The following is a 23,670-nucleotide window of genomic DNA, read 5'->3' as shown; positions in this document are numbered from 1 at the left end:
GAGGTGATGCGGGTGACAGCGATGATGAGCAGCAAGAGGCAGCGCCCGGTCGTCACGGCCCTGTTGGCGACGACGATGATCGCTGGCTTTGCGACGGTGCCCGCGATGGCGCAGCAGGCGGCAGCGCCTGCCCGCGCACCCGCGCCGACGCTGGCCCCGCCCGTCGCTCCCGCGCCGGTCGGCACGATCAGCGCGATCACCGTGACCGGCACCCAGCGGCTGGAGCCGGACACGATCCTGTCCTACACCAAGCTGCGCGTTGGCCAGCCCTTCACCCAGGAAACGCTCGATCAGGGTCTGCGCGACCTGTATGAGACCGAGCTGTTCGCCGATGTCCAGATCCGCAACGACAATGGCGCGCTGATTGTCGAGGTGAAGGAAAATCCGGTCATCAACCGCATCGTGCTGGAAGGCAATAAGCGGCTGAAAGAGGATAAGATTCGGCCGGAAATCAAGCTGGCCCCGCGGCAAATCTATACGCGCTCCAAGGTTCGCGCCGACGTGGCGCGCATCATCGAACTCTATCGCCGCCAGGGCCGTTTTGCCGCCAGCGTCGAGCCGAAGATGGTGCAGCTGGACCAGAATCGCGTCGATATCGTGTTCGAAATTACCGAAGGGCCGAAGTCCAAGGTCCGCCAGATCAACATCATCGGCAACGAGAAGTTCAAGGACGGCGCGCTGCGCAGCCAGATGGTGACCAAGCAGTCGCGCTGGTTCCGCCTGTTTTCGTCGGGCACCAGTTATGATCCCGATCGTCTGGCTTATGACCAGCAGAAGCTGCGCCAATATTATCTGACTGAGGGCTATGCCGATTTCCGCGTGATTTCCGCCGTGGCGGAACTGACCCCCGACAAGCAGGACTTCATCATCACTTATGTGGTGGAAGAAGGCGACCGCTATAAATTTGGCGACGTGAAGGTCGAATCGGACATTCGCGACCTGTCGGGCGATGGCCTGACCAAGCGTCTGCCGATGAAGAAGGGCGACTGGTATAACGCCAAGCAGGTCGAGGATACGGTCGACACGCTCAGCGAGACGGCTGGCCTGTTCGGTTACGCCTTTGCCGATGTGTCGCCCGATTTCCAGCGCGACAAAGATACGCTGACGATGGGGATTAATTTCCGCATCGCCAATGCGCCGCGCGTCTATGTCGAGCGGGTCGACATCAACGGCAATACGCTGACGCAGGACAAGGTCGTGCGCCGCGAATTCCGTCTGGCCGAAGGGGACGCGTTCAACAGCTTCCTGGTCAAGCGGTCGAAGGACCGGATCAATTCGCTCGGCTTCTTCCAGGAAAAGCTGGACGTGGAGCAGAAGCCGGGTTCAGCGCCTGATCGCATCATCTTGGAAACCAATGTGCAGGAAAAATCGACCGGCGAATTGTCGCTGTCGGCCGGTTTCTCGTCGTTGGAACGCTTCATCGTGTCGGCTTCGATCACCCAGCGCAACTTCCGCGGCAAGGGCCAGGAACTGCGCACCTCGGTCAATTATTCGGCCTATAGCAAGTCGGTGGAAGTCGGGTTTACCGAACCCTATTTTCTCGACAAGAATATCGCGCTGGGCGGTGATATTTATCGCCGCGATCTCAATAGCTTCCGCTATTTGACCAATAATGACCGCGATACGACCTACGAACAGACGACGACGGGTTTCCAGATCCGCGCGGGTGTGCCGATCACCGAGTTCATGTCGCTGGCGCTGCGTTACAGCCTCAATCTGGACGATGTGACGCTCGACAAGGATACTTATTATTCGGACACCAATGGCGATGGCATCACCGAATGCGATCCGTTGCTGGCGGGCCGCTATCTCTGCGATGCGATCGGCAAGCGGACGACATCGTCGCTCGGCTATTCGCTGATCTACGACACGCGCGACAATCGTATTCGTCCGACGCGCGGACATAATATCGTGTTGAGCCAGGATTTTGCCGGGCTTGGCGGTAGCGTCAAATATGTGCGCACGCGCCTGAACGCCTCCAAATTCTTCCCGCTGGGTGGCGGCTTCATTTTCTCGCTGACCGGCGAGGGTGGTTATATCCACAGCCTGGAAGGCGAACGTCTGGATTCGACCGGGCAGTCGGTCGACAAGATCCGCCTGACTGACCGTTTCTTCCTGGGCGAACCGCAATTCAGGGGCTTTGACATTCGCGGTGTCGGCCCCCGCGTCAAGCGCTTCTACCTGACGGCGGAGACGGATGCGAACGGCAACACCACCGGCTATGTCAAGAATACCGATAATAATAATGTGTCGGACGACGCGCTGGGCGGCAAAATCTATTATCTGGCCCGCGCCGAAGTCGAAATTCCGCTGGGATCGGGTGCGCGCGAAATGGGCCTGCGCCCCTCGATCTTCATGGATGCAGGCGCCGTGGCCGGACTGAAAAATCCCGGCACAATCGCCTTTGCTGGCTATTGTTCACCCACATCGGGGACTGGCGCTACGGTGCGGGCCGGGGGCACGCCCTATCAACCGACCTGCGACGTGAACTACACCTTCTCCGGCGGCAATTTCGTGGAAGAATATCTCGGCGATACGCTCAAACCCCGCCTGTCGGTTGGCTTTGGCGTCAACTGGAACTCGCCGTTCGGCCCGTTCCGTATCGATATCGCCAAGGCGCTGCTGAAAGAACCAGGGGACGACAACAAGCTCATCACCTTCAACGTAGGGACTCAATTCTGATGAAGACCATTATCAAGGCTGCGGCGCTCGTTCTCGCGCCGATGACCGCCATTGCACTGACCGCCGTTCCCGCCGCTGCGCAGTCCAAGTTGGGCATCGCCGTCGCCGACCTGCAACGCGCGGTTGGCACCAGCGCGGCCTACACCGTCGCCCGCACCCAGATGCAGACGACCTACAAGCCGCAGATCGATGCGTTCAACACGCGCAAGACGGCGATCGACGCCGACCTCAAGACCAAGGGCGATGCGATCCAGAAGGCGCTGACCGCGGCGGGCAACAAACCCACCCCGGCGATCGAGACCCAGTATCAGGCGTTCCAGCAGTCGCAGCAGAGCGCACAGGCGGAATTGCAGCGCATGGGCCAGCCGATCGCGCTCGCCAACGCCTATGTCGAGGAGCAGATCACCGCCAAGCTTTCGGACGCGCTGAAGGCCGCGATGGCGAAGGCCAAGGTTGACCTGGTGCTGGCCCCCGACGCGACCGTGTCCTACCAGCCGACCGTCGATATTACGGCTGCCGTCGTGACCGAAATCAACGCGCTGGTCCCCAGCGTTTCGATCACCCCGCCCGCCGGCTGGCAGCCGGGCCGTCAGGGTCAGGCTGCAGGCCAGCCCGCACCGGCGAACCCGGCGCAGGCGCCCAAGTCGCGCTGATCCAGCATGACGGGGGCAGTTGAAAATGAAGGCGCGCGTGGCCCGATGGATATCCGTCGGGTCATGGCCGCGCTGCCGCATCGTTACCCGATGCTGCTGATCGACCGTGTGGTGTCGCTGGTGCCGAACCAGTCGATCCACGCGATCAAGGCGGTGTCGGTGAACGAACCTTTTTTCCAGGGGCATTTCCCGACCCGGCCGATCATGCCGGGCGTGCTGATCGTCGAAGCGATGGCGCAGGCGGCGGGCGTGCTGGCGGTGGAATCAATGAATTTGGCCGATTCGGGCAAGCTCGTCTATTTCATGAGCATCGACGGCGCGAAGTTCCGATCGCCAGTTGAGCCGGGCTGCCTGCTCGACCTGCATGTCGAGGTGACCCAGAATCGCGGCGCGATCTGCAAATTTGCTGGCAAGGCGATGCTGGGCGACAAGCTGGCCGCCGAGGCGCAGTTCGTCGCGATGATCAGCGATCCGCCCAAGGATTGAGGGCGAGGGGGCGGGATGGCGCATCGCGCTTGCCATGGCGCGCCAAACCGGCTAACGGCGCGCCTTCGCACTTTTCCCGCATCCACAGCCGGTCGGAACCGGCGCACTACGGAGCATGACGCCATGAAGGCCGATATTCACCCCGACTACCACATGATCACCGTCCAGATGACGGATGGCACGACGTTCCAGACCCGTTCGACCTGGGGCAAGGAAGGCGACAAGATGGCGCTCGACATCGACCCCAAGTCGCATCCCGCATGGATCGGTGGCCAGCGCCAGCTGGATCAGGGCGGCCAGGTGGCGCGCTTCAACAAGCGCTTTGGCGGTCTGACGCTGAAGAAGTAATCGGCCTTACAAGGTTCAAGGAAAGGGCGCCCGATGTGGCGCCCTTTTTTTGTTTCTTCTCCCCTTCCGCTTGCGGGAGGGGTCGGGCGAGGGCTTGTGCGGGCGCGAGGGGATTTACAGACCCTCCCCTAACCCCTCCCGCAAGCGGGAGGGGGACTTAGGAAGCCCGATCCGCGTCCAGAAACGCCGCTACATCGTCCAGCACGACATCCTTTGACAGGAAGGTCTGGCCGATGCCGCGCGCCAGCAGGAAGGGGAGGGTGCCTGCCGCCATCTTCTTGTCGTGGAGCATGTGGCCGACCAGTGTTGGGCCATCGGCGGTGACGTGGGCGGTGGCGAGGTTGTGGGGCAGACCGACGGCTTTGAGGTGCGCGGTGACGCGGTCTGCATCAGATTGGGGGCAGAGGCCGAGGCGCGCTGAGTAGCGGAAGGCCAGCGCCATGCCTGCCGCGACGCCTTCGCCATGGAGCAGGGTATCGCAAAAGCCGGTGTCGGCCTCCAGCGCGTGGCCGAATGTGTGGCCAAGGTTGAGCAGGGCGCGGCGGCCCGATGTTTCGCGCTCGTCATCGGCGACGATCGCGGCTTTCGCGCGGACGCTGCGTTCGATGGCGATCGTGCGGGCGTCGGGATCACCGGCCAGCAGCGCCTGGGCATTGGCTTCGCACCAGCCGAAGAAATCGGGATCGTCGATCAGCCCATATTTGACGACTTCGGCATAGCCCGCGCGGGTTTCGCGTTGGGGCAGGCTATCGAGGGTCGAGGGGTCGATCAGGACGAGGGCGGGCTGGTAGAAGCTGCCGATCAGATTCTTGCCTGCCGCGGTGTTGATCGCGGTCTTGCCGCCGACCGACGAATCGACCTGGGCCAGCAGGGTAGTCGGCACCTGGATGAAGTGGCAGCCGCGCTTGAGGATGGAGGCGGCAAAGCCGACGAGGTCGCCGATCACGCCGCCGCCCAGCGCCACGACATGATCGCCGCGCTCAATCTCCAGCGCCAGCAGCGCGTCGAGCAATTGTTCCAGATGCCGCCAGCTCTTGGTCTGTTCGCCGGGCGGCAGGATGATCGGTTCGAGCGTCACATTGGCAGCGCGCAGGCTGGCGTCGAGGCGGGGGAGTTGCGCGGCGGCGACATGGGCGTCGGTGACGACGACCAGCCGCCCCTTGCGCGCATAGGGGGCCAGGATGTCGCCCGCACGGTCGAGCGCGCCCTGTTCGACGAGAATATCGTAACTGCGCGCGCCGAGCGCGACCGGGACTATTGCCATGCCGTCAGATGCTCCATGATGCGGTCGACCGTGATGTCATGCGGGGCAGCGATGCTCTTCACATGAATGGGGGCGAGCGCGTAAACCGGATTGCGGACCGCCGCCAGATCGGTCAGCACAGTGCGGGGATCGCGATCCTTGAGCAGGGGGCGGCCTTCGCGGCGGGACACGCGATCGACCAGCACGTCAATGTCCGCGTCCAGCCAGATGGCGGTCGCCTGATCCAGGATCAGCGCGCGGGTATCATCCTGCATGAACGCGCCGCCGCCGGTCGCGATCACCTTGGGCGCGCCGTCCATCAGCCGGGCGATGACGCGGCGTTCGCCGTCGCGGAAATGGGGTTCGCCATAGCGGGCGAAAATTTCGGTGATGGACAGCCCGGCGGCTTTCTCAATCTCCTCATCCGCATCGACGAAAGTCACGCCCAGCCGCGCGGCGAGCCGCCGTCCGACGGTGGATTTGCCCACGCCCATCATGCCCACCAGGACGATGGGACCGCGCTTGGCGTTGGTTGCCGGGAATTTGCTGTTTCGCTGCATGGCGACCGGGGCTATACAGCGACCCGTCACAGAGGCAAATCGCATCTTTCCCTGTCGTTTTGCGCGATGGCGGGACCAGCCGTAGCAAGGACTCATGAAGAACAACCGCAATTTCAGCAGTTTTGAGGGCGCTGGCCGCCGTCGTGGCACGCGCCTGCCGATCCTGCCCATCGTCCTGGTGGTGCTGGTCGTCGCGCTGCTGGCCTTCCTGTGGTCGCGCGGCGGCGAGCAGCCGCAGCAGCGTGTCGAGAAAGCCATCCCCGCCGAGAAGCTGGGCCAGTAAAGCCCATGCGCAGGTCCGGGGGTAAGGCGAAATGGGCGCTGGGCAGCTTTGCGCTGGCACTGGCGCTGCCGGTCGTGGCGCAACAGGCGCCCGAATCGCTGTTGCCGCCCGGTTTTGGCGACGCGCCTGAAGCGCCTGCGCCAACGCCCGCGCGCCCTGCGCCGGGATCAACGCCGGGTGTCGCGCCTGCCCCGTCGCTCAATCCTGCGACCCCGCCCGATCTGGCGCTGTTGCCACCGACGGCGGCCAATGCGGCCGACGAAGAATTGACGCCTGAAGAGCTGGCGGCGCAGAAGGCGAAATATGACCTGCCCGATACGGCGCGTCGGTCGCTGGACCGCATCGGCCCGCTGACGCCCGCCACGCGCGGGATGGAGCCGAACGCCTTTGGCGGGCAGTCGGGCAAGTTTCTGGCCACGCTGATGCAGCAGACCCATGCGCCGATCATGTCGCGCTGGGCCGCGATCCTGTTGCGGCGGACGTTGTTGTCTGCGGTCGATACGCCGCGCGACATTGACGGGGCGGACTGGGCGGCGGAGCGCGCCTGGCTGCTGCTGCGCATGGGTGAGGCGGACAGCGCGCGGATGATGGTGCAGAGCGTCGATCCCGACCGCTATTCGCCTCGCCTCTATGCCATTGCGATGCAGACCTATCTGGCAAGCGCGGACCCCGCCGGGCTGTGCCCGCTGTCTGAGGGTGCGTTGCGTTTCAGCAAAGAGCCGGGCTGGGACATGACGCGGGCGATCTGCCCGGCATTGTCGGGCGATCAGGGATCAGCCAGCGGCGCGCTCAATCAGGCGCAGCGGCGCGGCGTGGTGCGCGGCATCGACTATCGGCTGGCCGAAAAGGTGGTCGGCACCGGTTTCAATGCGCGCCGTTCGGTGAAGATCGAGTGGGACGGGGTCGACAAGCTGACCGCCTGGCGCTTTGGTCTGGCGACGGCGCTGAATGTCGAGATTCCCGATACGCTTTATGGCACGGTTGGGTCGCATGTGCGGGCGTGGGAAGCACGTGCGCCCGCGCTGGCAGCGGTGCGGCGGCGGCCTGCGGCGGAGATTGCGGCGCGGCTGGGGGTGTTTTCCAACGCCGCGCTGGTCGGTTTCTACAGCCAGCTGGCGGCCGATGGCGACGCCCCGGCGGAGATCGCCGACCGGATAGACGCGCTGCGCACCGCCTATGCCGGGGCGACGGTGGGCGAGCGGATCGGCGCGATGCAGACATGGTGGCAGGATGGCGCGCGGCCCGACTATGTCGGGCTGATCGCGACGGCGCGGGCAGCGGCGGCCCTGCCCGTGGCGCAGGCAGACGCGCGCGACGCGGCCAATCTGGTCGCGGCGATGATGACCGCCGGTTATGATCGCAACGCGGCGCGCTGGGCGCGGGCGCTGGGGCAACTGAACGGCGATGGCGCGGCGCAATTTTGGGGCCTGCTGGCGGTCGGCGCACCAAGCCCGGTCGTGGACATCAACGAAGGCCGGGTATCGACCTATGTTGGCGAGGCCGGGCCGGCGAAGGGCCGGATGCTGATCGCGGCGCTGGCCGGTCTGGCGCGGCTGTCGGCTGATGATGCGGCCAGTCTGGCGCAGGAGAATGGCGTGAACCTTGCCGCCAACAGCCGCTGGGCGCGCGCGATCGGTGCGGCGGCGCAGCGGGGCGAAAAGGGCACCGTAGCACTGCTGGCGGCGGTGGGGATGCAGGGGAGCGACTGGAACCGCCTGCCGCCGGGGCATCTCTACCATGTCGTCGCCGCGCTGCATCGCGTCGGGCTGGACCCCGAAGCGCGGATGATCGCGGCGGAGGCGATCACGCGGCTCTGATGGGTGACGATGATGCCCTGATCGACCGCTTTCTGGAAATGATGGCGGCGGAGCGGGGCGCGTCGCGCAATACCTTGCTGGCCTATCGGGCTGACCTGAACGGTGCGGCGGCGCTGATCGGCGGGCTGGCCGGGGCGAGCAAGGAGGCGCTGGGCAGACTGGCGGGCGAATGGGCGACGCTGGCGGCATCGTCCGTGGCGCGCAAGGCGTCGGCGCTGCGGGCCTTTTACGGTTTTCTGGAGGAAGAAGGGCTGCGCGCGGACAATCCCGCCAGTGCGCTGCCGCGCCCGGTGATGCGGCGGCCACTGCCCAAAATATTGTCGGGTGCCGAAGTCGATAGGCTGTTCGCGCTGATCGCCGAGCGGCTGGCGGTGGCGCATCCTGCGCCCGGCGACCTGCGGCTGTCAGCGCTGATCGAGCTGCTCTATGGCTCCGGGCTGCGCGCCACCGAACTGGTGTCGCTGCCGCGCCGGGCGCTGGCGGCGGACCGGCCCTTCCTGATCCTGAAGGGCAAGGGCGGGCGCGAGCGGCTGGTGCCGATTTCCGACCGGGCGCGGGCGGCTGTCGCGACCTGGCTGGCGCATGTGCCGACGGATAGCGCCTGGCTGTTTCCGTCGGGGAAAAGTTACCTCAGCCGCATACGGCTCTACCAGATCGTCAAGGCGCTGGCGGGGGCGGCGGGAATCGCGCCCGAACGGGTCAGCCCGCATGTGCTGCGCCACGCCTTTGCCACCCATTTGCTGGAGGGCGGCGCGGATCTGCGCGCGCTCCAGTCGATGCTGGGCCATGCCGACATTGGCACGACGCAAATCTATACCCATGTCGATAGCCGCCGCCTCGTTGAACTGGTCAATAGCCGCCATCCGTTGGGGCAGATGGTGCCGAAAATGCCGCTGCAGCGCGTTGACGACGACGCGACATCGCCCTAACGCCATGCGCCATGGTCAGCTTTCTGGAATTTGAAAAGCCCGTTGCCGAACTGGAAGCGCGCATTGTCGAACTGCGCGCCACTGCCAGTGTCGGTGACATCAATATTGACGGTGAGATCGCGACGCTGGAGCAGCGCGCGGCCAAGATGCTGGGCGACACCTATGCCAAGCTGACGCCCTGGCAAAAGACGCAGGTGGCGCGCCACCCCGAACGCCCGCACTTCAAGGATTATGTCGCGGGCATGTTCGATAATTTCCTTCCCTTAGCGGGCGATCGCGCCTTTGCCGACGATCAGGCGATATTGGGCGGCTTTGCGACGCTGGGCGAACGGCGGGTGATGGTGATCGGCCATGAAAAGGGCGATGATACCGCCAGCCGGGTGCGGCACAATTTCGGCATGGCGAAGCCCGAAGGCTATCGCAAGGCGATCCGCCTGATGGAATTAGCCGACCGGTTCGGCCTGCCGGTGGTGACGCTGGTGGATACGTCGGGCGCTTTTCCCGGCGTGCAAGCCGAAGAGCGCGGGCAAGCCGAAGCGATTGCGCGGTCGACCGAGGCCTGCCTGAAACTGGGCGTGCCGATGGTCGCGGCGGTGGTCGGCGAAGGCGGGTCGGGCGGCGCGATTGCGCTGGCGGCGGCCAATCGGGTGCTGATGTTCGAACATGCGGTCTATTCGGTGATTTCGCCCGAAGGCTGCGCGTCGATCCTGTGGCGCACTGCCGACAAGGCCAGCGACGCGGCAACGGCGATGCAGGTGACCGCGCAGCATTTGAAAAATCTGGGCGTCATCGACACGATCGTGCCGGAACCGGTGGGGGGGGCGCATCGCGATCCCGTTGCGGCGATTGCCAGCCTGGGTGCGGCGATCGAGGCGGAACTGGCGGCGATGGACGGCATGGACGCGCTGGCGCTGCGCACCGACCGGGCGGACAAATTTCTCGCCATTGGTGCCTGACGGACGCTTGACGGGGAACGCTCCGGCCCCTCTTCTCGTTACGATGAGGTAACAGAGGTGGAGGTTAGGGGATGAACTGGAAATTGTCGCTGGCGTGCGCCGGTGTGGGTATGGCCGCGCTGGTGGCTGCGCCTGCCGTGATCGGTCAGCAGCGCGCGATACGCACTGTCTCGTCGATCAGCGCGCAGGACAAGGCTACGGGTGCGAAGCAGCATCCCGAACTGCTCAAGGAATTTGGCGGTCCCTATGCCGGGCCGCAGGCGCGCTATGTCGAGAGTGTCGGACGGCGCATCGCGGTGCAGTCCGGCCTCTCCAATGCGCAGAGCGATTTTACCGTCAGCCTGCTCAATTCGCCGGTCAACAATGCTTTCGCGATTCCGGGCGGCTATGTCTATGTCACGCGCCAGCTGATGGCGTTGATGAATGATGAGGCGGAACTGGCCGGGGTTTTGGGGCATGAAGTGGGCCATGTAGCGGCCCGCCATGGCCAGCGGCGGCAACAGGCGGCGCAACGCAACGCGATTGGCGGGGCTTTGCTGGGCGTGCTGACGGGGGCGCTGCTGGGCGATTCGGGCTTTGCCGGGCTGATCCAGAAGGGGATTGGCACGGGCAGCCAGTTGCTGACGCTGCGATTCTCCCGCACGCAGGAATATGAGGCGGACGATCTGGGCATCCGTTATCTGGCGTCTGGTGGCTATGATCCGCGCGCGCTGTCGGGGATGCTGGCGTCGCTGGCGGCGCAGAGCAATTTGGATGCGCGAGTCGCGGGCAGTGCGCGGACAATGCCGGAATGGGCCAGCACCCATCCCGACCCGGCGTCCCGCGTCGCGCGCGCAGCCAAGGGCGCGGCAGGCAGCGGATCGAAGAGCGTCGTGCGCAACCGGGACGCCTTCCTCAACGCGCTCGACGGGCTGCTCTATGGCGATGATCCCCGGCAGGGCGTGATTGAGGGTAATCGCTTTCGTCATCCCGACCTGCGCCTGACCTTCACCGCGCCGACCGGTTTTGGCATGGAAAATGGCGCGGACGCGGTGTCGGTGACCGGATCGGGCGGGCAGGCGCAATTTGGCGCGGCCCCCTATTCCGGCAATCTGGCAGCCTATATCGACAGCGTCTTTGCCAAGCTGGGCGGGGCGAATGGCGGCGTGCCGGAGGGCGAGGTGCGGCGGACGACTGTTAATGGGCTGCCTGCTGCGTGGCGCACGGTGCGCGCGAACAGCCAGTCGGGCGCGGTGGATGCGACGGTGTTTGCTTATGATTTTGGTGGCGGCAAAGCCTATCACTTCCTGCTGCTGACCGCGGCGGGCCAGGGCATTGGCCCGTTCAACGCCATGGTGCAGTCGGTCCAGCGTCTTTCGGTGCAGGAAGCCGCCGCGATCAAGCCGCGCCGGGTGGATGTGGTGACGGTGAAGGCGGGGGATACGGTCCAGTTGCTCAGCCGCCGCATGGCCTATAGCGACTATCAGCTGGAGCGGTTTCTGACGATCAACGCGCTGGCGGCCAATGCGTCGCTGCGGCCGGGGCAGCGGGTCAAGATCGTGACCTGGTGAAACTCATTTGAAAAATGCGCGAAAGAGCGCATTTTTAGAGCCGCACCGGCCCGCTCCACCACCCGGCCACCCATATGATACTGACGTTGGCTGGCCGGATGGGCGAGCGGACCGGTGCGGTATGGATGTGCGATGGCACATTCTCCGACGTCATCACACGAAAAGGGGCGGCGAAGTTGCCTTCGCCGCCCCCTGATTCGACAGTGTGTCGGGCTTACTTGAGGTTGCCCGAAACATTGTTGAAGGTGCTGCCGAGCTTCGTGCCCAGGCTGGTCATCGCGCCAATGGCGGCGACAGCGATCAGAGCCGCGATCAGGCCATATTCAATGGCAGTCGCGCCCTTGTCGTTCTTCAGCATCTTACGGATGAACTGCATGTTAGGTCTCCTTGTCTTGAAACTGCGTTTAACTACCCGGCCGCCCCGCTAGATAAATGTGGTCAGCAAGGAACGGATTAGAGGAGGTCAGTTGAAAAACTGTTAATGAGGATCAAGCTGCTGTCAGATATTGATGGTTAACGCGACGTTACTTCATTGGACACGTTGTTCCACATGCCGGTGGTCTTGTTGGCGACGTTGGTCAGCGCCGTGATCATGGCCAGAACGACCATCGCGATGATGAGTCCATATTCGACCGCGGTCGCGCCGCGTTCGCATCGCGTAAGGCCCAGGCGGGCGATGATTTCGATGATCCCGCGCATACGGTCCCCAGTTCACTACAGACAGTCCCCGACAGACCTGTAAAAGACCCACGGTTAACAAAGCCCTTTCATTGGACCTTTATGGATAGTTTTTCGCCTTTGCTGGTGGTGGCCGCCGCCCTGATCGATGCGGATGGCCGCGTTCTGGTGCAGCAACGGCCGCCGGGTGGGTCGATGGCGGGGCTGTGGGAGTTTCCGGGAGGGAAGCTGGAGCCGGGAGAAACCCCTGAAGCGGCGCTGATCCGCGAGTTGGAGGAGGAGCTGGGTATCCGCACCCATGCGAGCTGCCTAGCGCCCGCGACCTTTGCCAGCGAAGCGCTGGGCGACAGGCATCTGCTGCTGCTGCTTTATGTATGCCGCAAATGGGAAGGGGTGGCGCAGGCACGCCATGCCACGGCGCTGCAATGGGTGCGCCCGGCGCAAATGTACGCGCTCGACATGCCGCCCGCCGACCTGCCGCTGATCGGGATATTGGAAGCGTTGCTGTAATAGCGGGAGGGTTGATCCCCTCCCGCCTGCGCGTCACTCTTCGCGTGCCTTGCTCTGGAGCTGGATGTAATTTTGGATGCCCATGCGTTCGATCATTTCGAACTGGGTTTCCAGCGTGTCGATATGCTCTTCCTCGCTTTCGAGGATGTACTGGAACAGGTCACGGGTCACATAGTCGCGAATCGATTCGCAATAGGCGATGCCGTCCTTGAGCGGGGGCAGAGCTTCATATTCGAGCGCGAGATCAGCCTTGAGGATTTCCTCGACCGTTTCGCCAATCTTGAGTCGACCCAGCAGCTGGAAATTGGGCAGGCCGTCGAGGAAGAGGATGCGCTCCGCCAGCTTGTCGGCGTGCTTCATCTCGTCGATCGATTCCTCATATTCGAACTTGGCGAGTTTTTCGACGCCCCAGTGATTGAGGATGCGATAGTGGAGGAAATATTGGTTGATCGCGGTCAGCTCATTTTTGAGCACCTCGTTCAGATAGTCGATGACCTTCGGGTCGCCTTTCATGGCGGATACTCCGGCTGGGGGGAAATGCCGCCGGACTATAGGCGTTAGGATCGGCGCTGTTAAGCTGAAAAGCCTTGATATTTCGCCATTTTATCGCACGCTATTGCGTCGGCTTCGCGATGCTTTCATGCGGATGATTTGCAGTCGTGTCAGGCCGATGCGCGCTCTGCGGCGATGATCGTGCGGGCGAAGGGGACGCACTGGCCGCATTTGGGGCGGTGGCCAAAGCGGGCATAGGCGCTGCATGGCGTATCCGCGCCGTCGCGCACGGCTTCCTTCAAGTCCTTTTCACGAATGGCATTGCAGATACAGACGACCATCGAAACACTCTCCTGTTGGGAGAGAGATAGCGCAGATGATAATAGGTCGCAATAGTAATCAGCTGCTCTTGCGAATCTTTTGCGCTTGGCCGCGGATCAGGCTGCGCCAGAGCCATTCCGCCGGGCCAAGCGCGAATCGCGACAGCCATAACGGCGACCAGAGCAGCATCAACCCCCAGGCACCCAGGACGAAGGGAAGCAACAGTGCAGGGCGGACATGGCCGAACAGGCCCAGCCCCCAACCGTAGAAGAGCGCGGTCATCAGCAGGCTGGAGCCCAGATAATTGCTGAGCGCCATCCGCCCGGTGGCGGCGAGGCGCGCGACCAGCGGATGATCGCGATGGCGGGCAAGCAGCCACAGGATGAGCGCCGCCCAGCCCACGGCAAGCGGGATGCGGAAGGGGAAGGACCAGAGCAGGACGGTGCCGAAAGCGGGCAGCGGGGCAAAGCCGCTGGCGATGATCCAGATGGCAAGGCCGATCATCGGCGGCAGGCCGATGAGGAAGCAATGGCGCGCGGTGCGCCAATATTGATCGGCGGGCCAGCGTCCGGTGAGGAAGCCGCCCTTCAGCATCGCCATACCGAGCAGCATGAAGCCCAGAACGTCGAGGCCGGTGAACAGGAAACCCCAGACCCATTCGCCGGGGAAGGATGCGAGCTTGTGCGCCAGGATTGCACCATAGCCGCTACGATAGGTGGCGAGGTCCGCCTGGACGCCGGGGCTGGCGGGGTCGGCCATGGTCGCCATGAAGGTCGCAAAGCCATCGCGCGTGGCGGCGCTGGCGTCGGGAAGGGCTGCGGCATGGCCCCAGGCGTAGAGGGTGGCGATGAAGGCGGCGCAGAGAAGGAAGTGGAGAAGGAAGATGAGGAAGGCGCTCTTGACCAGCGCCATCGGCTCCTGTCGCACGAAACGGAGCGCGACAAGGCTGACCAGCGCGTAGATCGCCAAAATGTCGCCCCACCAGAGCAGCAGATAATGGGCCATGCCGATGGCGAAGAGCCAGCCCGCGCGGATCAACTGGCTGCGGCGACCGTCGCGCCCGGCCATTTCTTCCCGGTCGATCAGCAGCAGCATCGAGGCGCCGAACAGCATGGCGAACAGGCCGCGCATCTTGCCGTCGAACAGGATCAGGCTGCTGAGCCAAAAGGCAATGTCGCCGGTGCCGAGCGATCCCGATGCGGCCGGGTTGAAATAGGCCGATTGCGGCAGGGCGAAGGCGGTGATGTTCATCCACAGGATGCCCATCACCGCGCAGCCGCGCAGCACGTCCATGGCGGGGATGCGGGGGGATGTCATGGGAGCCATCCATGAAGGGGACTGGTCAGCGGCGCAAGCCTCTGCCAAGGCGCGTAGCCATGATTGATGCCCGCAAGCAACGGATCAGCGACGCCTTCGGCGCGGCGGCAGCGCATTATGATGACCATGCCGGGCCGCAACGGCAGGCGGCGGCGCTGGTGGCGGAGCTGGCTCAGCGGCAGAAGCCCGACGGGGTCGGGCGCATATTGGAGATTGGATGCGGCACCGGTTTCCTGACGCGCGACGTGCAGGCGCGCTGGCCGGGGGCGGAGATGGTGGTGACCGACCTGTCGCCGGGGATGCTGGAACAGGCGGCATCGCACGGCCATGTCGCGGGCCGTTTCCTGACGATGGACGGGGAAGCGCCGATTTTCGACGGGCCGTGGTTCGACCTGATCCTGTCCAGTCTGGCGTTTCAATGGTTCGATGATCTGGGCAGCGGAATATCGCGGCTGGCGGGGCTGTTGCGGCCGGGCGGGAGCCTGATCTTCTCGACCATGGGGCAGGGGAGTTTCGCGCGCTGGCGGGCGGCGCACGCGCGATGCGGGCTGGTGGCGGGGGTGCCGGACTATCCGACGCTGGACGAGCTGCGCGCGATGCTGGCGGGGTTCGGCGATGCGTTCGCCTTTGACGAGGAGTATGCGCTGGATTGCGGCGGGGCGCGCGGGTTGATCGCGCATTTGCGCGGTATTGGCGCGGTGGTGCCGGGCGCGGGGCGCGCGCCGCTTGTCCCGGGCGATTTGCGGCGGGTGATGGCGGCGTTTGAAGCCGCGGGCGGCGATGACGGCTATCAGATACTGTTCGGGCGGGTGACGCGATCAGCGCGCTGATTTGCGGATCATCAGTTTGAGGCCCGACCAGATGGCGTCGATGGCGCAGACCTTGACATCGACCAGATCGGTCGCGGGCAGGATGACGGCGCGGATCACGTCCTCGGTGATATCGGTCGGGACTTTGGAGGCCTTTTTGGGCCAGCTGATCCAGAGGAAGCCGGTGGGCGCTAGCAGCGGGCGGAGTGCGGCGATTTTCGCGGTCATGTCAGCGCGGTCGGTGACGAAGATATGGGCGGCGTCGATCGGCGCTTGCGGGTGGGGCAGGCGGATGACGCCAGAGTCGGCCAGTTCGGCCGCGACCGACGCGGGCATGGCATCCCACCAGGCGCGCTGGCCGGGTTTCAGGCTGAGCTTTTTGGCAAGTGGGGTGGTGGAGTAGCCGGTGGTCATGAGGCTTGGCTCCTTTAGGGATTTGCCCCCGTCTGTATAACCAGCTTCGTCGTTCCCGCGAAGGCGGGAGTCCAGCTTTCGTTGCGCGACTGGATTGGCGCGTGGTGCGACCAAGCTGCGCCAACAATGCCAATGTGCGAGCCGATAGTTGGGTCCCCGCCTGCGCGGGGACGACGGGGGACTAATCAGGTAAGCGCTCGAACCCCAAGCCTATTGCCAGATCATCCCAGTACGGGTTGCGGTCTTGAATCAGCGCAATTTTCCAGGCGCGGTTCCATTTTTTCACGCGCTTCTCGCGCAGGATGGCTTCGTCCATCGTGCCATGTTGCTCGAACCACATGAGGCGGTTGACGTTGTAATCATGGGTGAAGCCGGGGACGGCACCGGTGCGATGCTGGTGCAGGCGGGTGATGAGGTCTGATGTAACGCCGATATAGAGGGTGCCGTTGCGCTGGCTGGCCAGGATATAGACGCAAGGCTGGAGGATTCGCATTGCGTGGTTTTAACAATACCCGTCGTGTCCAAGGAAGTGGGAACCAAATTTCGTCCGGCGTTAGGGGCGGGGAGCGAAATAGGGTTGCGTTACGGCGGAGCGCGTTGCGCGTCGATTGTATCAAGGTGCGCAACGGGCGTTGGGTCCCCGCTTTTGCGGGGACGACGGAGGGCCTGCGTTCTTCCTTGTTCGTCATCCCCGCGGAGGCGGGGACCCAAGTTGGGCCATGCGCCTTTGGTCGTGGCTACCGGAGGTTTTCCAGAAGCGCGGCGCTTGGGGACCCACGAAGCAGCGCCTGCGTCAACGAACACTGCGATCGAAGGCGCTTCACGAGAGTTGGGGCCCCGCGTCCGCGGGGATGACGGGGGTTCGTGGGGTTGGGGTTAGAGTTCGCTGTCCATCAGTTTGGGGAAGAAGCCTTCATGCACGGCGCGCAGGTCGGTGAGGGGGACGCCCGCCACTTCCAGTCCGCCGGTAGTGCCGATGCGGACAGCGCCCGGAATGTCGATGCCTTGTGGCGCAGCAACGACGTACCGACCCTGATCTTCGCCAAAGGCGGAAGCCGTGGTGAGGGTGGTGTCGAGCTTTGCGCCGATCTTGCCCGCCAGCGCCATTTCCGTGATCGTGACGATCAGGCCGCCGTCGGCAATATCATGGACGGCATTGACGGTGCCTGCCGCGACCAGCGCGCGGATCGTGTCGGCGTTGGCGCGCTCGGCGGTCAGATCGACCCTGGGCGCTTCGCCCGCTTCACGTCCGGCGATTTCGCGCAGCCAGATGGACTGGCCCAGATGCGTGCCCAAAGCTCCTTCTGGCCCGCCGATCAGCCAGATGGCGTCGCCTTCATTCTTGAACGCCACCGTTGCCATCACATCGACATCCGCCAGCAAGCCAATCCCGCCGATCGCGGGTGTCGGCAAAATCGCGCTGCCGCCGCCGGTCGCCTTGCTCTCGTTGTAAAGCGAGACGTTGCCGCTCACGATCGGGAAGTCCAGTGCGCGGCAGGCGTCGCCCATGCCGTCGAGGCAGCCGGTCAGCTGGGCCATGATTTCGGGGCGCTGGGGGTTGGCGAAGTTGAGGCAGTTGGTGACCGCTAGCGGCGTCGCGCCGACGGCGGACAGGTTGCGGTAACATTCGGCGATCGCCTGCTTGCCGCCTTCATAGGGGTCGGCATAGCAATAGCGCGGGGTGCAATCGGTGCTGATCGCGATGCCCTTGTTCGATCCGTGGACGCGCACGACCGCGGCGTCGCCGCCGGGGCGCTGGACGGTGTCGGCGCCGACCATATGGTCATATTGCTCCCAGATCCAGCGACGGCTGGCGATGTCGGGGCTGCCCATCAGCTTAAGCAGGTCCGCGCCGATGTCGGTGCTTTCGGGGATGTCGCCGAGCGGCTTTACGCCCGACCAGGCTTTATAGTCGTCCACCGGCATGGAGGGGCGATCATAGAGCGGGGCGTCGTCGGCCAGCGGGGCGAGCGGAATGTCGCAGACGGTTTCGCCATGATGGACGAGGACCATGCGGCCCGTGTCGGTGACAGTGCCGATCACCGCGAAATCCAGTTCCCATTTGTGGAAAATGGCTTCGGCAAAGGCTTCGCGGCCGGGCTTCAGCACCATCAACATGCGCTCCTGACTTTCGGAGAGCATCATTTCATAGGCGGTCATACCGGTTTCGCGTTGCGGTACGGCGTCCATGTTGAGGAGCAGACCGACGCCGCCCTTGGACGCCATTTCGACGCTGGAGGAGGTGAGACCCGCCGCGCCCATATCCTGAATGGCAACGATCGCATCGGACGCCATGAGTTCCAGGCACGCCTCGATCAGCAGCTTTTCGGTGAAGGGGTCGCCGACCTGTACGGTGGGGCGCTTGGCGTCGGCGTCGTCGCCGAAATCGGCGCTGGCCATGGTCGCGCCATGGATGCCGTCGCGGCCGGTCTTGGAGCCGACATAGACGATGGAGTTGCCGACGCCTGACGCGGCCGAATAGAAAATCTTGTCGGTGTCGGCGATGCCCACGGTCATGGCGTTGACCAGGATATTGCCGTCATAGGCGGGGTGGAAATTGACTTCGCCGCCTACGGTCGGGACGCCGACGCAATTGCCATAGCCGCCAATGCCGCGCACAACGCCGCTGATCAGGTGGCGCATCTTGGGATGATCGGGCCGTCCGAAGCGCAGCGCGTTCATGTTGGCAATGGGGCGCGCGCCCATGGTGAACACGTCGCGCAATATGCCGCCAACGCCCGTTGCCGCGCCCTGATAGGGTTCGATATAGGACGGGTGGTTGTGGCTCTCCATCTTGAAGATCGCCGCCTGACCATCGCCAATGTCCACGACGCCGGCATTTTCGCCGGGGCCGCAGATGACCTGCGGTCCGGTGGTCGGCAGCTTCATCAGGTGGATTTTGGAGCTTTTATAGCTGCAATGCTCCGACCACATGACCGAGAATATGCCCAGTTCCGTGAGGTTCGGCTCGCGGCCGATCGCCTTCAGGACGCGGTCATATTCTTCCGGGCTGAGGCCATGTTCGGCGACGATATCCGGGGTGATGTGGGGAGCGGTGCTGGACATGTGCGCGCCTTTAGCTGGGCCAAGCGGGATTCACAATGGTGGGTGTGGGGGGGCGCGCAGCACCCGCGTCGAACCCCCTCTTCCAAGTGCGCCTAACCTCACTGCGTTCGGCAAGGCTTACTATCCTTCTCCCCAGCGGGGAGAAGGTAGGTGGGATAAGAAAAAGGCCGGACCTTTGGGAAGGTCCGGCCTGGGAAGAGGATGAGGCTGCGCGCGTCTTAGACGTGGCAGGCCTGGGCGCCCTTGCCGGGCACGGTGATGGTGACGTCGTCGCCCGTGCCGCTGACGGAAAAGCCTTCGGCGGTGAAGGGCTGGCCGACTTCGGCGGCCTTCAGCGTGGTGGCGGTGCCGCCCTTTTCGGTGCGCAGCTGGGCGGTCTTGTCGTCGCTCATAAAGTCGACGAAGATCAGGCTGTTATCCTTGCAGCGGAACTGCTTGTTGGCCTTGACCGACGGCGGCAGCTCGACCGGCGCGGCATTGGCCAGCTCGGCAGCCATCGGATCGGCAGGGCCGCCCACGACTTCGGGTTCGTCATTCTTGTTGCAGGCGGCCAGCAGGCTGAGCGAGGCAACGGCGATAAGGGGGAGATAAAATTTCATAGCGGTCCTTCTATGTGCACCTGCAACATGTTGCGTCAACGCAAAACTGCCCATAATCCACCATCGCTATCATATGACGTCATGACGGCACGATGACAGTCATGAAAGCAGGCACGAAAGCCGGTGTGATGGCTTGACCGGGGCGGCGGCGGCGGTCAATGCAGGGACATGGCAGACGATAGCAGCATAGCGCCCCCCGATCCAGCAACGCTCTCTTTCGAGGACGCCTTGCGCGCGCTCGAAACGATCGTGCGGCGGCTTGAAAGCGGCGACGTGCCGCTCGACGAGTCGATCTCGCTCTATGCGCAGGGCGAAGAATTGCGCAAACGCTGCACCGAGCGGCTGGCGGCGGCCGAAGCGCGGATCGCCAAGCTGACGATCGACGCCAATGGCGCTGTGACCGGCGCGCAGCCGTTCGGCACGGAGTGAGCGGCATGACCGGGGGAGAGGCGGCCTCCGCAGGGGCGTTGGTGACGGCGCGCGCGGCGGAAGTCGCGGCGGCGATCGACAGCGCGTTCGACCATCTGCTGAGCGTGCCGGACGATCCACGGGCGCGGCTCTATGAAGCGATGCGCCATGCTGCGATCGGCGGGGGCAAGAGGTTGCGGCCATTGCTGGTGCAGGCGACCAGCGACCTGTTCCATCTGTCGCGCGAATCGGCGCTGCGTGTCGGCCTGGCGATCGAGTGCATCCATGTCTATTCGCTGGTGCATGACGATCTGCCCGCGATGGACGATGACGACATGCGCCGGGGCAAGCCGACCGTTCACAAGGCGTTTGACGAGGCGACGGCGATATTGGCGGGCGACTGCCTGCACGATCTGGCGTTCCAGATCCTGTCCGACGAGGACACCCATCCCGACCCGTTCGTGCGGATCGAACTGGTGCGCGCGCTGGCGCTGGCGAGCGGCCCGGCAGGTATGGCGGGCGGGCAGATGATGGACCTGGAAGCGGAACATGCACGGTTTGACCTGGCCACCGTCACCCGGCTGCAAAATCTCAAGACCGGGGCGCTGATCGCCTTTTGCGTCGATGCTGCCGCGATCATGGCGCGAATCCCGGCGGACGCGCGCAAGGGGCTGCATGGCTATGCGCGCGACATTGGCCTGGCGTTCCAGATTGCCGACGATCTGCTGGATGTAGAGGGCGACGCGGCGCTGGCGGGCAAGGCGCTGGGCAAGGATGCGGCGGCCGGCAAGGAGACGTTCGTGTCGCTGCTGGGCGTCGATCGGGCGCGGGCGCAGGCGCATATGCTGGTCGATCAGGCCAAGGCGCATCTGCATGGCTATGGCGTCGAGGCGGACCTGCTGCGCGCCATTGCCGACTATATCGTGGAGAGGGATCGCTAAAGACCATGAGCAAGCAGCGCATCGGTGTCTATCCCGGCACATTCGATCCCATCACATTGGGGCATATGGACATCATCCGGCGCGGCGCGAAGCTGGTCGACCGGCTGGTCATCGGGGTGACCACCAACATCAGCAAGTCGCCGATGTTCAGCGATGAAGAGCGGCTGGAAATGGTGCGGCGCGAATGTGCCGGGATCGACGCGGACATCGTGGTCGTGGGCTTCAATTCGCTGCTGATGGACTTTGCCGAATCGCAGGGGGCCAGCGTCATCATTCGCGGGCTGCGCGCGGTCGCCGACTTTGAATATGAATATCAGATGGCGGGCATGAACCAGCAGATTAATGCCCGCGTCGAAACCGTGTTCCTGATGGCTGACGTGTGCCTGCAACCGATCGCTTCCCGGCTGGTCAAGGAAATCGCGCTTTATGGCGGGCCGATCCATAAATTTGTCGGGCCGGTGGTACGCGACGAGGTAGTGGCGCGGGTTGAAAAACTGGGGCGCAAAGGCAGCGCTTAATACCGCTCAGCCTGCGTTCAGTTGCCAATCGCGATCAGCGCGCTATCAGGACGGCCAAGATATTGAGGAAAGTAAGTCTCATGCGTTTCACCTGCGCGCTCAAGACCGTGGCGATCGGCATCGCCCTTACCGCGTCCGGCCTGGCCTATGCCCAGGGCGGCGGGGGCAAGGGCGACGATATGAAGAAGGCGGAGGCCGCGGCGCGGGCGGCGGAAAATGCCAAGTCGCTTGGCGGAGACCTGACCCCCAAGCTGCCACCGGCGGTGGTGCCGGCCGATCCGCAGAATATCTGGGACCTGGACCTGTCGAGCGGCGGGCGGGTGCGCATCCAGCTGCGCCCCGACATCGCGCCCGGCCATGTCGAGCGGATCAAGGAGCTGACGCGGCAGGGTTTCTATAATGGCCTTAAATTCCATCGCGTCATCCCCGGCTTCATGGCGCAGGGCGGCGATCCCAAGGGCGATGGCACCGGCGGTTCGACCCAGCCGGACCTGAAGGCCGAGTTCAACCCGATGCCGCATCTGCGCGGCACCGTGTCGATGGCGCGCGCGCAGGGCGAGGACAGCGCCAACAGCCAGTTCTTTATCGTGCTGTTGCCGCGGATGCAGCTCGATAAGAAATATACGGTGTTCGGCCGGGTGATCGAGGGCATGAATTATGTCGACGCGATCGCGCAGGGGGAGCCGCCCGCCAATCCGACCGTGATTTTGCAGGCGTCGATCGAGAGCGACGGCAAGCCGCCGGTGACCGCGCCGGTTGCGCCAGTCGCGCCGTCGATTATTGCCGCGCCGAAGAAATAATATAGTCCGCATCCACCATCGGCATCCTCCCCTTGTAGGGATCGTTGCGAAATTCGGATAGGCCAGCAAATCTTAGTCATTCCCGCGCAGGCGGGAATCCATCTCCTACCTTGTCGTCATGATTTTAGGGCCGGAGATGGATCCTCGCCTGCGCGGGGATGACGTGAAAATTTGTGAAGGATGAATTTCGCGATAATCCCCTTGCAGGGGAGGATCAGTTCAACGAAACGCCCTGGACCATGCGCGTAGACCTTTTCGATTTTGACCTGCCGCCGGAGAATATTGCGCTGCGGCCTGCTTCTCCGCGCGATAGCGCGCGGCTGTTGCTGGTGCCGGGCGAGGGTGATTTTGCTGACCTGAGCGTGCGTGACCTGCCGTCGTTGCTGCGGGCGGGCGATGTGCTGGTGTTCAACGACACGCGAGTCATTCCCGCCCAGTTGGAGGGGATGCGCGGCAATGCGCGGATCGGGGCGACGCTGCACAAAAGGCTGGGGCTGCGCCAGTGGCAGGCCTTTTTGCGCAATGCCAAGCGGGTGCGCGACGGTGAACGGATTGATTTTGGCGCGGGCGTGACTGCCATTGCCGGGCCGCGCGACGATGATGGCGGGGTGACGCTGAGCTTCGAGGGCGAAGAGCCGGTCGAGGTGCTGCTGGAGCGGGCGGGGCGGATGCCGCTGCCACCCTATATCGCCAGCAAGCGCCCGACCGACGAACGCGATCGGGCCGATTACCAGACCATGTTCGCGCGGGAGGATGGCGCGGTGGCAGCACCCACGGCGGCACTGCATTTCACGCCGGAACTGATGGCAGCGCTGGCCGAACGGGGCATCGCGACCGAGACGCTGACGCTGCATGTGGGCGCGGGCACCTTCCTGCCGGTCAAGGCGGACGACACCGACGATCACCGGATGCACGCCGAATGGGGGCGGATCGAGGCGGCGACGGCGGATCGGCTGAATGCCGCGCGGGCGGCTGGCGGGCGGCTGATTGCGGTTGGCACCACCAGCCTGCGCCTGCTGGAAAGCGCGGCGGGGGAGGACGGGATCATTCGCGCCTTTGCCGACGAGACCCGCATTTTCATCACGCCGGGCTACCGGTTCCGGGCGATTGACGGGCTGATGACCAATTTTCATCTGCCCAAATCGACCTTGTTCATGCTGGTGTCGGCGCTGATGGGGACGGAGCGGATGCGGGCGGCCTATGATCATGCGATCGGGTCGGGCTATCGTTTCTACAGCTATGGCGATTCTTCGCTGCTGCTACCGTGACGCCGGGATGATCGGGGGCAGA

The 23,670-nt window shown here is 64.2% G+C and carries 27 protein-coding genes; 16 read left to right on the top strand and 11 right to left on the bottom strand.

Annotated features, from left to right (window positions below):
- Positions 1 to 21: 21 nt before the first annotated feature.
- The 4 genes from bamA to rpmE all read left to right on the top strand — a co-directional run bounded on the left by bamA (position 22) and on the right by rpmE (position 4,169).
- Positions 22 to 2,682, top strand: coding sequence for an outer membrane protein assembly factor BamA (gene bamA, locus Q0D44_RS03615; protein WP_294132515.1), 2,661 nt, complete (start codon positions 22 to 24; stop codon positions 2,680 to 2,682).
- Positions 2,682 to 3,335: an OmpH family outer membrane protein gene (locus Q0D44_RS03610; protein ID WP_294132506.1), complete on the top strand. Its 654-nt coding sequence runs from the start codon at positions 2,682 to 2,684 to the stop codon at positions 3,333 to 3,335. Before bamA ends, Q0D44_RS03610 begins: the two co-directional genes overlap by 1 nt.
- A gap of 6 nt (positions 3,336 to 3,341) precedes the next feature.
- Complete coding sequence (gene fabZ / locus Q0D44_RS03605; RefSeq protein ID WP_119745545.1) at positions 3,342 to 3,821, top strand: 3-hydroxyacyl-ACP dehydratase FabZ; 480 nt, start codon at positions 3,342 to 3,344, stop codon at positions 3,819 to 3,821.
- Between the two features lie 123 nt (positions 3,822 to 3,944).
- A complete protein-coding gene (rpmE, locus tag Q0D44_RS03600; RefSeq protein WP_006954711.1) occupies positions 3,945 to 4,169 on the top strand; it encodes a 50S ribosomal protein L31 in 225 nt (74 codons plus the stop codon).
- Between the two features lie 157 nt (positions 4,170 to 4,326).
- Here the strand turns inward: rpmE and aroB are convergent, their stop codons facing one another.
- The gene (gene aroB, locus Q0D44_RS03595) at positions 4,327 to 5,433 is read right to left on the bottom strand and encodes a 3-dehydroquinate synthase (RefSeq protein WP_294132486.1); all 1,107 of its coding nucleotides are present in this window, start codon (positions 5,431 to 5,433) and stop codon (positions 4,327 to 4,329) included.
- Positions 5,424 to 5,972: a shikimate kinase gene (locus tag Q0D44_RS03590; protein WP_217672384.1), complete on the bottom strand. Its 549-nt coding sequence runs from the start codon at positions 5,970 to 5,972 to the stop codon at positions 5,424 to 5,426. Before Q0D44_RS03590 ends, aroB begins: the two co-directional genes overlap by 10 nt.
- A gap of 94 nt (positions 5,973 to 6,066) precedes the next feature.
- Between Q0D44_RS03590 and Q0D44_RS03585 the strand changes: the two genes are divergently transcribed.
- From Q0D44_RS03585 to Q0D44_RS03565, 5 genes are all read left to right on the top strand, one after another.
- The gene (locus Q0D44_RS03585) at positions 6,067 to 6,255 is read left to right on the top strand and encodes a hypothetical protein (RefSeq protein WP_217671775.1); all 189 of its coding nucleotides are present in this window, start codon (positions 6,067 to 6,069) and stop codon (positions 6,253 to 6,255) included.
- 5 nt (positions 6,256 to 6,260) lie between these two features.
- The gene (locus Q0D44_RS03580; protein WP_294132483.1) at positions 6,261 to 8,072 is read left to right on the top strand and encodes a hypothetical protein; all 1,812 of its coding nucleotides are present in this window, start codon (positions 6,261 to 6,263) and stop codon (positions 8,070 to 8,072) included.
- Positions 8,072 to 9,001 carry a tyrosine recombinase gene (locus tag Q0D44_RS03575; protein ID WP_294132480.1) on the top strand — a complete coding sequence of 310 codons (930 nt, stop codon included), beginning with the start codon at positions 8,072 to 8,074 and terminating at the stop codon, positions 8,999 to 9,001. The genes Q0D44_RS03580 and Q0D44_RS03575 overlap by 1 nt, the downstream gene beginning before the upstream one ends.
- 11 nt (positions 9,002 to 9,012) lie before the next feature.
- Positions 9,013 to 9,957 carry an acetyl-CoA carboxylase carboxyltransferase subunit alpha gene (locus Q0D44_RS03570; RefSeq protein WP_294132479.1) on the top strand — a complete coding sequence of 315 codons (945 nt, stop codon included), beginning with the start codon at positions 9,013 to 9,015 and terminating at the stop codon, positions 9,955 to 9,957.
- 71 nt (positions 9,958 to 10,028) lie between these two features.
- Positions 10,029 to 11,507 (top strand): M48 family metalloprotease, encoded by a 1,479-nt coding sequence (locus tag Q0D44_RS03565; protein WP_294132478.1) that lies wholly within the window; start codon positions 10,029 to 10,031, stop codon positions 11,505 to 11,507.
- Positions 11,508 to 11,721: 214 nt separating this feature from the next.
- Here the strand turns inward: Q0D44_RS03565 and Q0D44_RS03560 are convergent, their stop codons facing one another.
- Together Q0D44_RS03560 and Q0D44_RS03555 are read right to left on the bottom strand one after the other, a co-directional pair.
- The gene (locus Q0D44_RS03560; RefSeq protein ID WP_006954731.1) at positions 11,722 to 11,883 is read right to left on the bottom strand and encodes a Flp family type IVb pilin; all 162 of its coding nucleotides are present in this window, start codon (positions 11,881 to 11,883) and stop codon (positions 11,722 to 11,724) included.
- Between the two features lie 137 nt (positions 11,884 to 12,020).
- Entirely contained in the window at positions 12,021 to 12,206 is a 186-nt protein-coding gene (locus Q0D44_RS03555) for a Flp family type IVb pilin (protein ID WP_217671779.1), read from the bottom strand.
- Between the two features lie 81 nt (positions 12,207 to 12,287).
- Between Q0D44_RS03555 and Q0D44_RS03550 the strand changes: the two genes are divergently transcribed.
- The gene (locus Q0D44_RS03550; protein WP_294132475.1) at positions 12,288 to 12,695 is read left to right on the top strand and encodes a (deoxy)nucleoside triphosphate pyrophosphohydrolase; all 408 of its coding nucleotides are present in this window, start codon (positions 12,288 to 12,290) and stop codon (positions 12,693 to 12,695) included.
- Between the two features lie 33 nt (positions 12,696 to 12,728).
- Here the strand turns inward: Q0D44_RS03550 and bfr are convergent, their stop codons facing one another.
- The 3 genes from bfr to Q0D44_RS03535 all read right to left on the bottom strand — a co-directional run bounded on the left by bfr (position 12,729) and on the right by Q0D44_RS03535 (position 14,825).
- Positions 12,729 to 13,208: a bacterioferritin gene (gene bfr, locus Q0D44_RS03545; RefSeq protein WP_217671781.1), complete on the bottom strand. Its 480-nt coding sequence runs from the start codon at positions 13,206 to 13,208 to the stop codon at positions 12,729 to 12,731.
- 149 nt (positions 13,209 to 13,357) lie between these two features.
- Positions 13,358 to 13,528 carry a (2Fe-2S)-binding protein gene (locus tag Q0D44_RS03540; protein WP_006954746.1) on the bottom strand — a complete coding sequence of 57 codons (171 nt, stop codon included), beginning with the start codon at positions 13,526 to 13,528 and terminating at the stop codon, positions 13,358 to 13,360.
- 58 nt (positions 13,529 to 13,586) lie between these two features.
- A complete protein-coding gene (locus Q0D44_RS03535; protein ID WP_294132464.1) occupies positions 13,587 to 14,825 on the bottom strand; it encodes a DUF418 domain-containing protein in 1,239 nt (412 codons plus the stop codon).
- A 59-nt stretch (positions 14,826 to 14,884) separates the two neighbouring features.
- On the opposite strand from Q0D44_RS03535, the gene Q0D44_RS03530 reads away from it, so the two are divergent.
- On the top strand, positions 14,885 to 15,655 hold the full coding sequence (locus Q0D44_RS03530; protein ID WP_294132461.1) for a methyltransferase domain-containing protein: 771 nt from the start codon (positions 14,885 to 14,887) through the stop codon (positions 15,653 to 15,655).
- Here the strand turns inward: Q0D44_RS03530 and Q0D44_RS03525 are convergent.
- The 4 genes from Q0D44_RS03525 to Q0D44_RS03510 all read right to left on the bottom strand — a co-directional run bounded on the left by Q0D44_RS03525 (position 15,644) and on the right by Q0D44_RS03510 (position 19,713).
- Positions 15,644 to 16,048: a hypothetical protein gene (locus tag Q0D44_RS03525; protein WP_294132458.1), complete on the bottom strand. Its 405-nt coding sequence runs from the start codon at positions 16,046 to 16,048 to the stop codon at positions 15,644 to 15,646. The two genes, Q0D44_RS03530 and Q0D44_RS03525, sit on opposite strands and share 12 nt — an antisense overlap.
- A gap of 181 nt (positions 16,049 to 16,229) precedes the next feature.
- Positions 16,230 to 16,541 (bottom strand): GIY-YIG nuclease family protein, encoded by a 312-nt coding sequence (locus Q0D44_RS03520; protein ID WP_294132455.1) that lies wholly within the window; start codon positions 16,539 to 16,541, stop codon positions 16,230 to 16,232.
- A 383-nt stretch (positions 16,542 to 16,924) separates the two neighbouring features.
- Positions 16,925 to 19,114 (bottom strand): phosphoribosylformylglycinamidine synthase subunit PurL, encoded by a 2,190-nt coding sequence (gene purL, locus Q0D44_RS03515; RefSeq protein ID WP_294132452.1) that lies wholly within the window; start codon positions 19,112 to 19,114, stop codon positions 16,925 to 16,927.
- Positions 19,115 to 19,332: 218 nt separating this feature from the next.
- Complete coding sequence (locus Q0D44_RS03510; RefSeq protein WP_294132449.1) at positions 19,333 to 19,713, bottom strand: hypothetical protein; 381 nt, start codon at positions 19,711 to 19,713, stop codon at positions 19,333 to 19,335.
- Between the two features lie 168 nt (positions 19,714 to 19,881).
- Here Q0D44_RS03510 and Q0D44_RS03505 point away from each other — a divergent pair, with 168 nt between their 5' ends.
- From Q0D44_RS03505 to queA, 5 genes are all read left to right on the top strand, one after another.
- Positions 19,882 to 20,142 carry an exodeoxyribonuclease VII small subunit gene (locus tag Q0D44_RS03505; protein WP_217671788.1) on the top strand — a complete coding sequence of 87 codons (261 nt, stop codon included), beginning with the start codon at positions 19,882 to 19,884 and terminating at the stop codon, positions 20,140 to 20,142.
- 5 nt (positions 20,143 to 20,147) lie between these two features.
- Entirely contained in the window at positions 20,148 to 21,062 is a 915-nt protein-coding gene (locus tag Q0D44_RS03500) for a farnesyl diphosphate synthase (protein ID WP_294132442.1), read from the top strand.
- A 5-nt stretch (positions 21,063 to 21,067) separates the two neighbouring features.
- Positions 21,068 to 21,580, top strand: a complete 513-nt coding sequence (gene coaD, locus Q0D44_RS03495) for a pantetheine-phosphate adenylyltransferase (RefSeq protein WP_294132439.1) — start codon at positions 21,068 to 21,070, stop codon at positions 21,578 to 21,580.
- Positions 21,581 to 21,660: 80 nt separating this feature from the next.
- Positions 21,661 to 22,380 (top strand): peptidylprolyl isomerase, encoded by a 720-nt coding sequence (locus tag Q0D44_RS03490; RefSeq protein WP_294132437.1) that lies wholly within the window; start codon positions 21,661 to 21,663, stop codon positions 22,378 to 22,380.
- A 239-nt stretch (positions 22,381 to 22,619) separates the two neighbouring features.
- Entirely contained in the window at positions 22,620 to 23,648 is a 1,029-nt protein-coding gene (queA, locus tag Q0D44_RS03485) for a tRNA preQ1(34) S-adenosylmethionine ribosyltransferase-isomerase QueA (RefSeq protein ID WP_294133187.1), read from the top strand.
- The last annotated feature ends 22 nt before the right edge of the window (positions 23,649 to 23,670 follow it).

This window comes from Sphingobium sp. (assembly GCA_023266575.1).
Lineage (GTDB): Bacteria > Pseudomonadota > Alphaproteobacteria > Sphingomonadales > Sphingomonadaceae > Sphingobium.
This window is presented reverse-complemented; position numbering and strand designations above follow the sequence as displayed.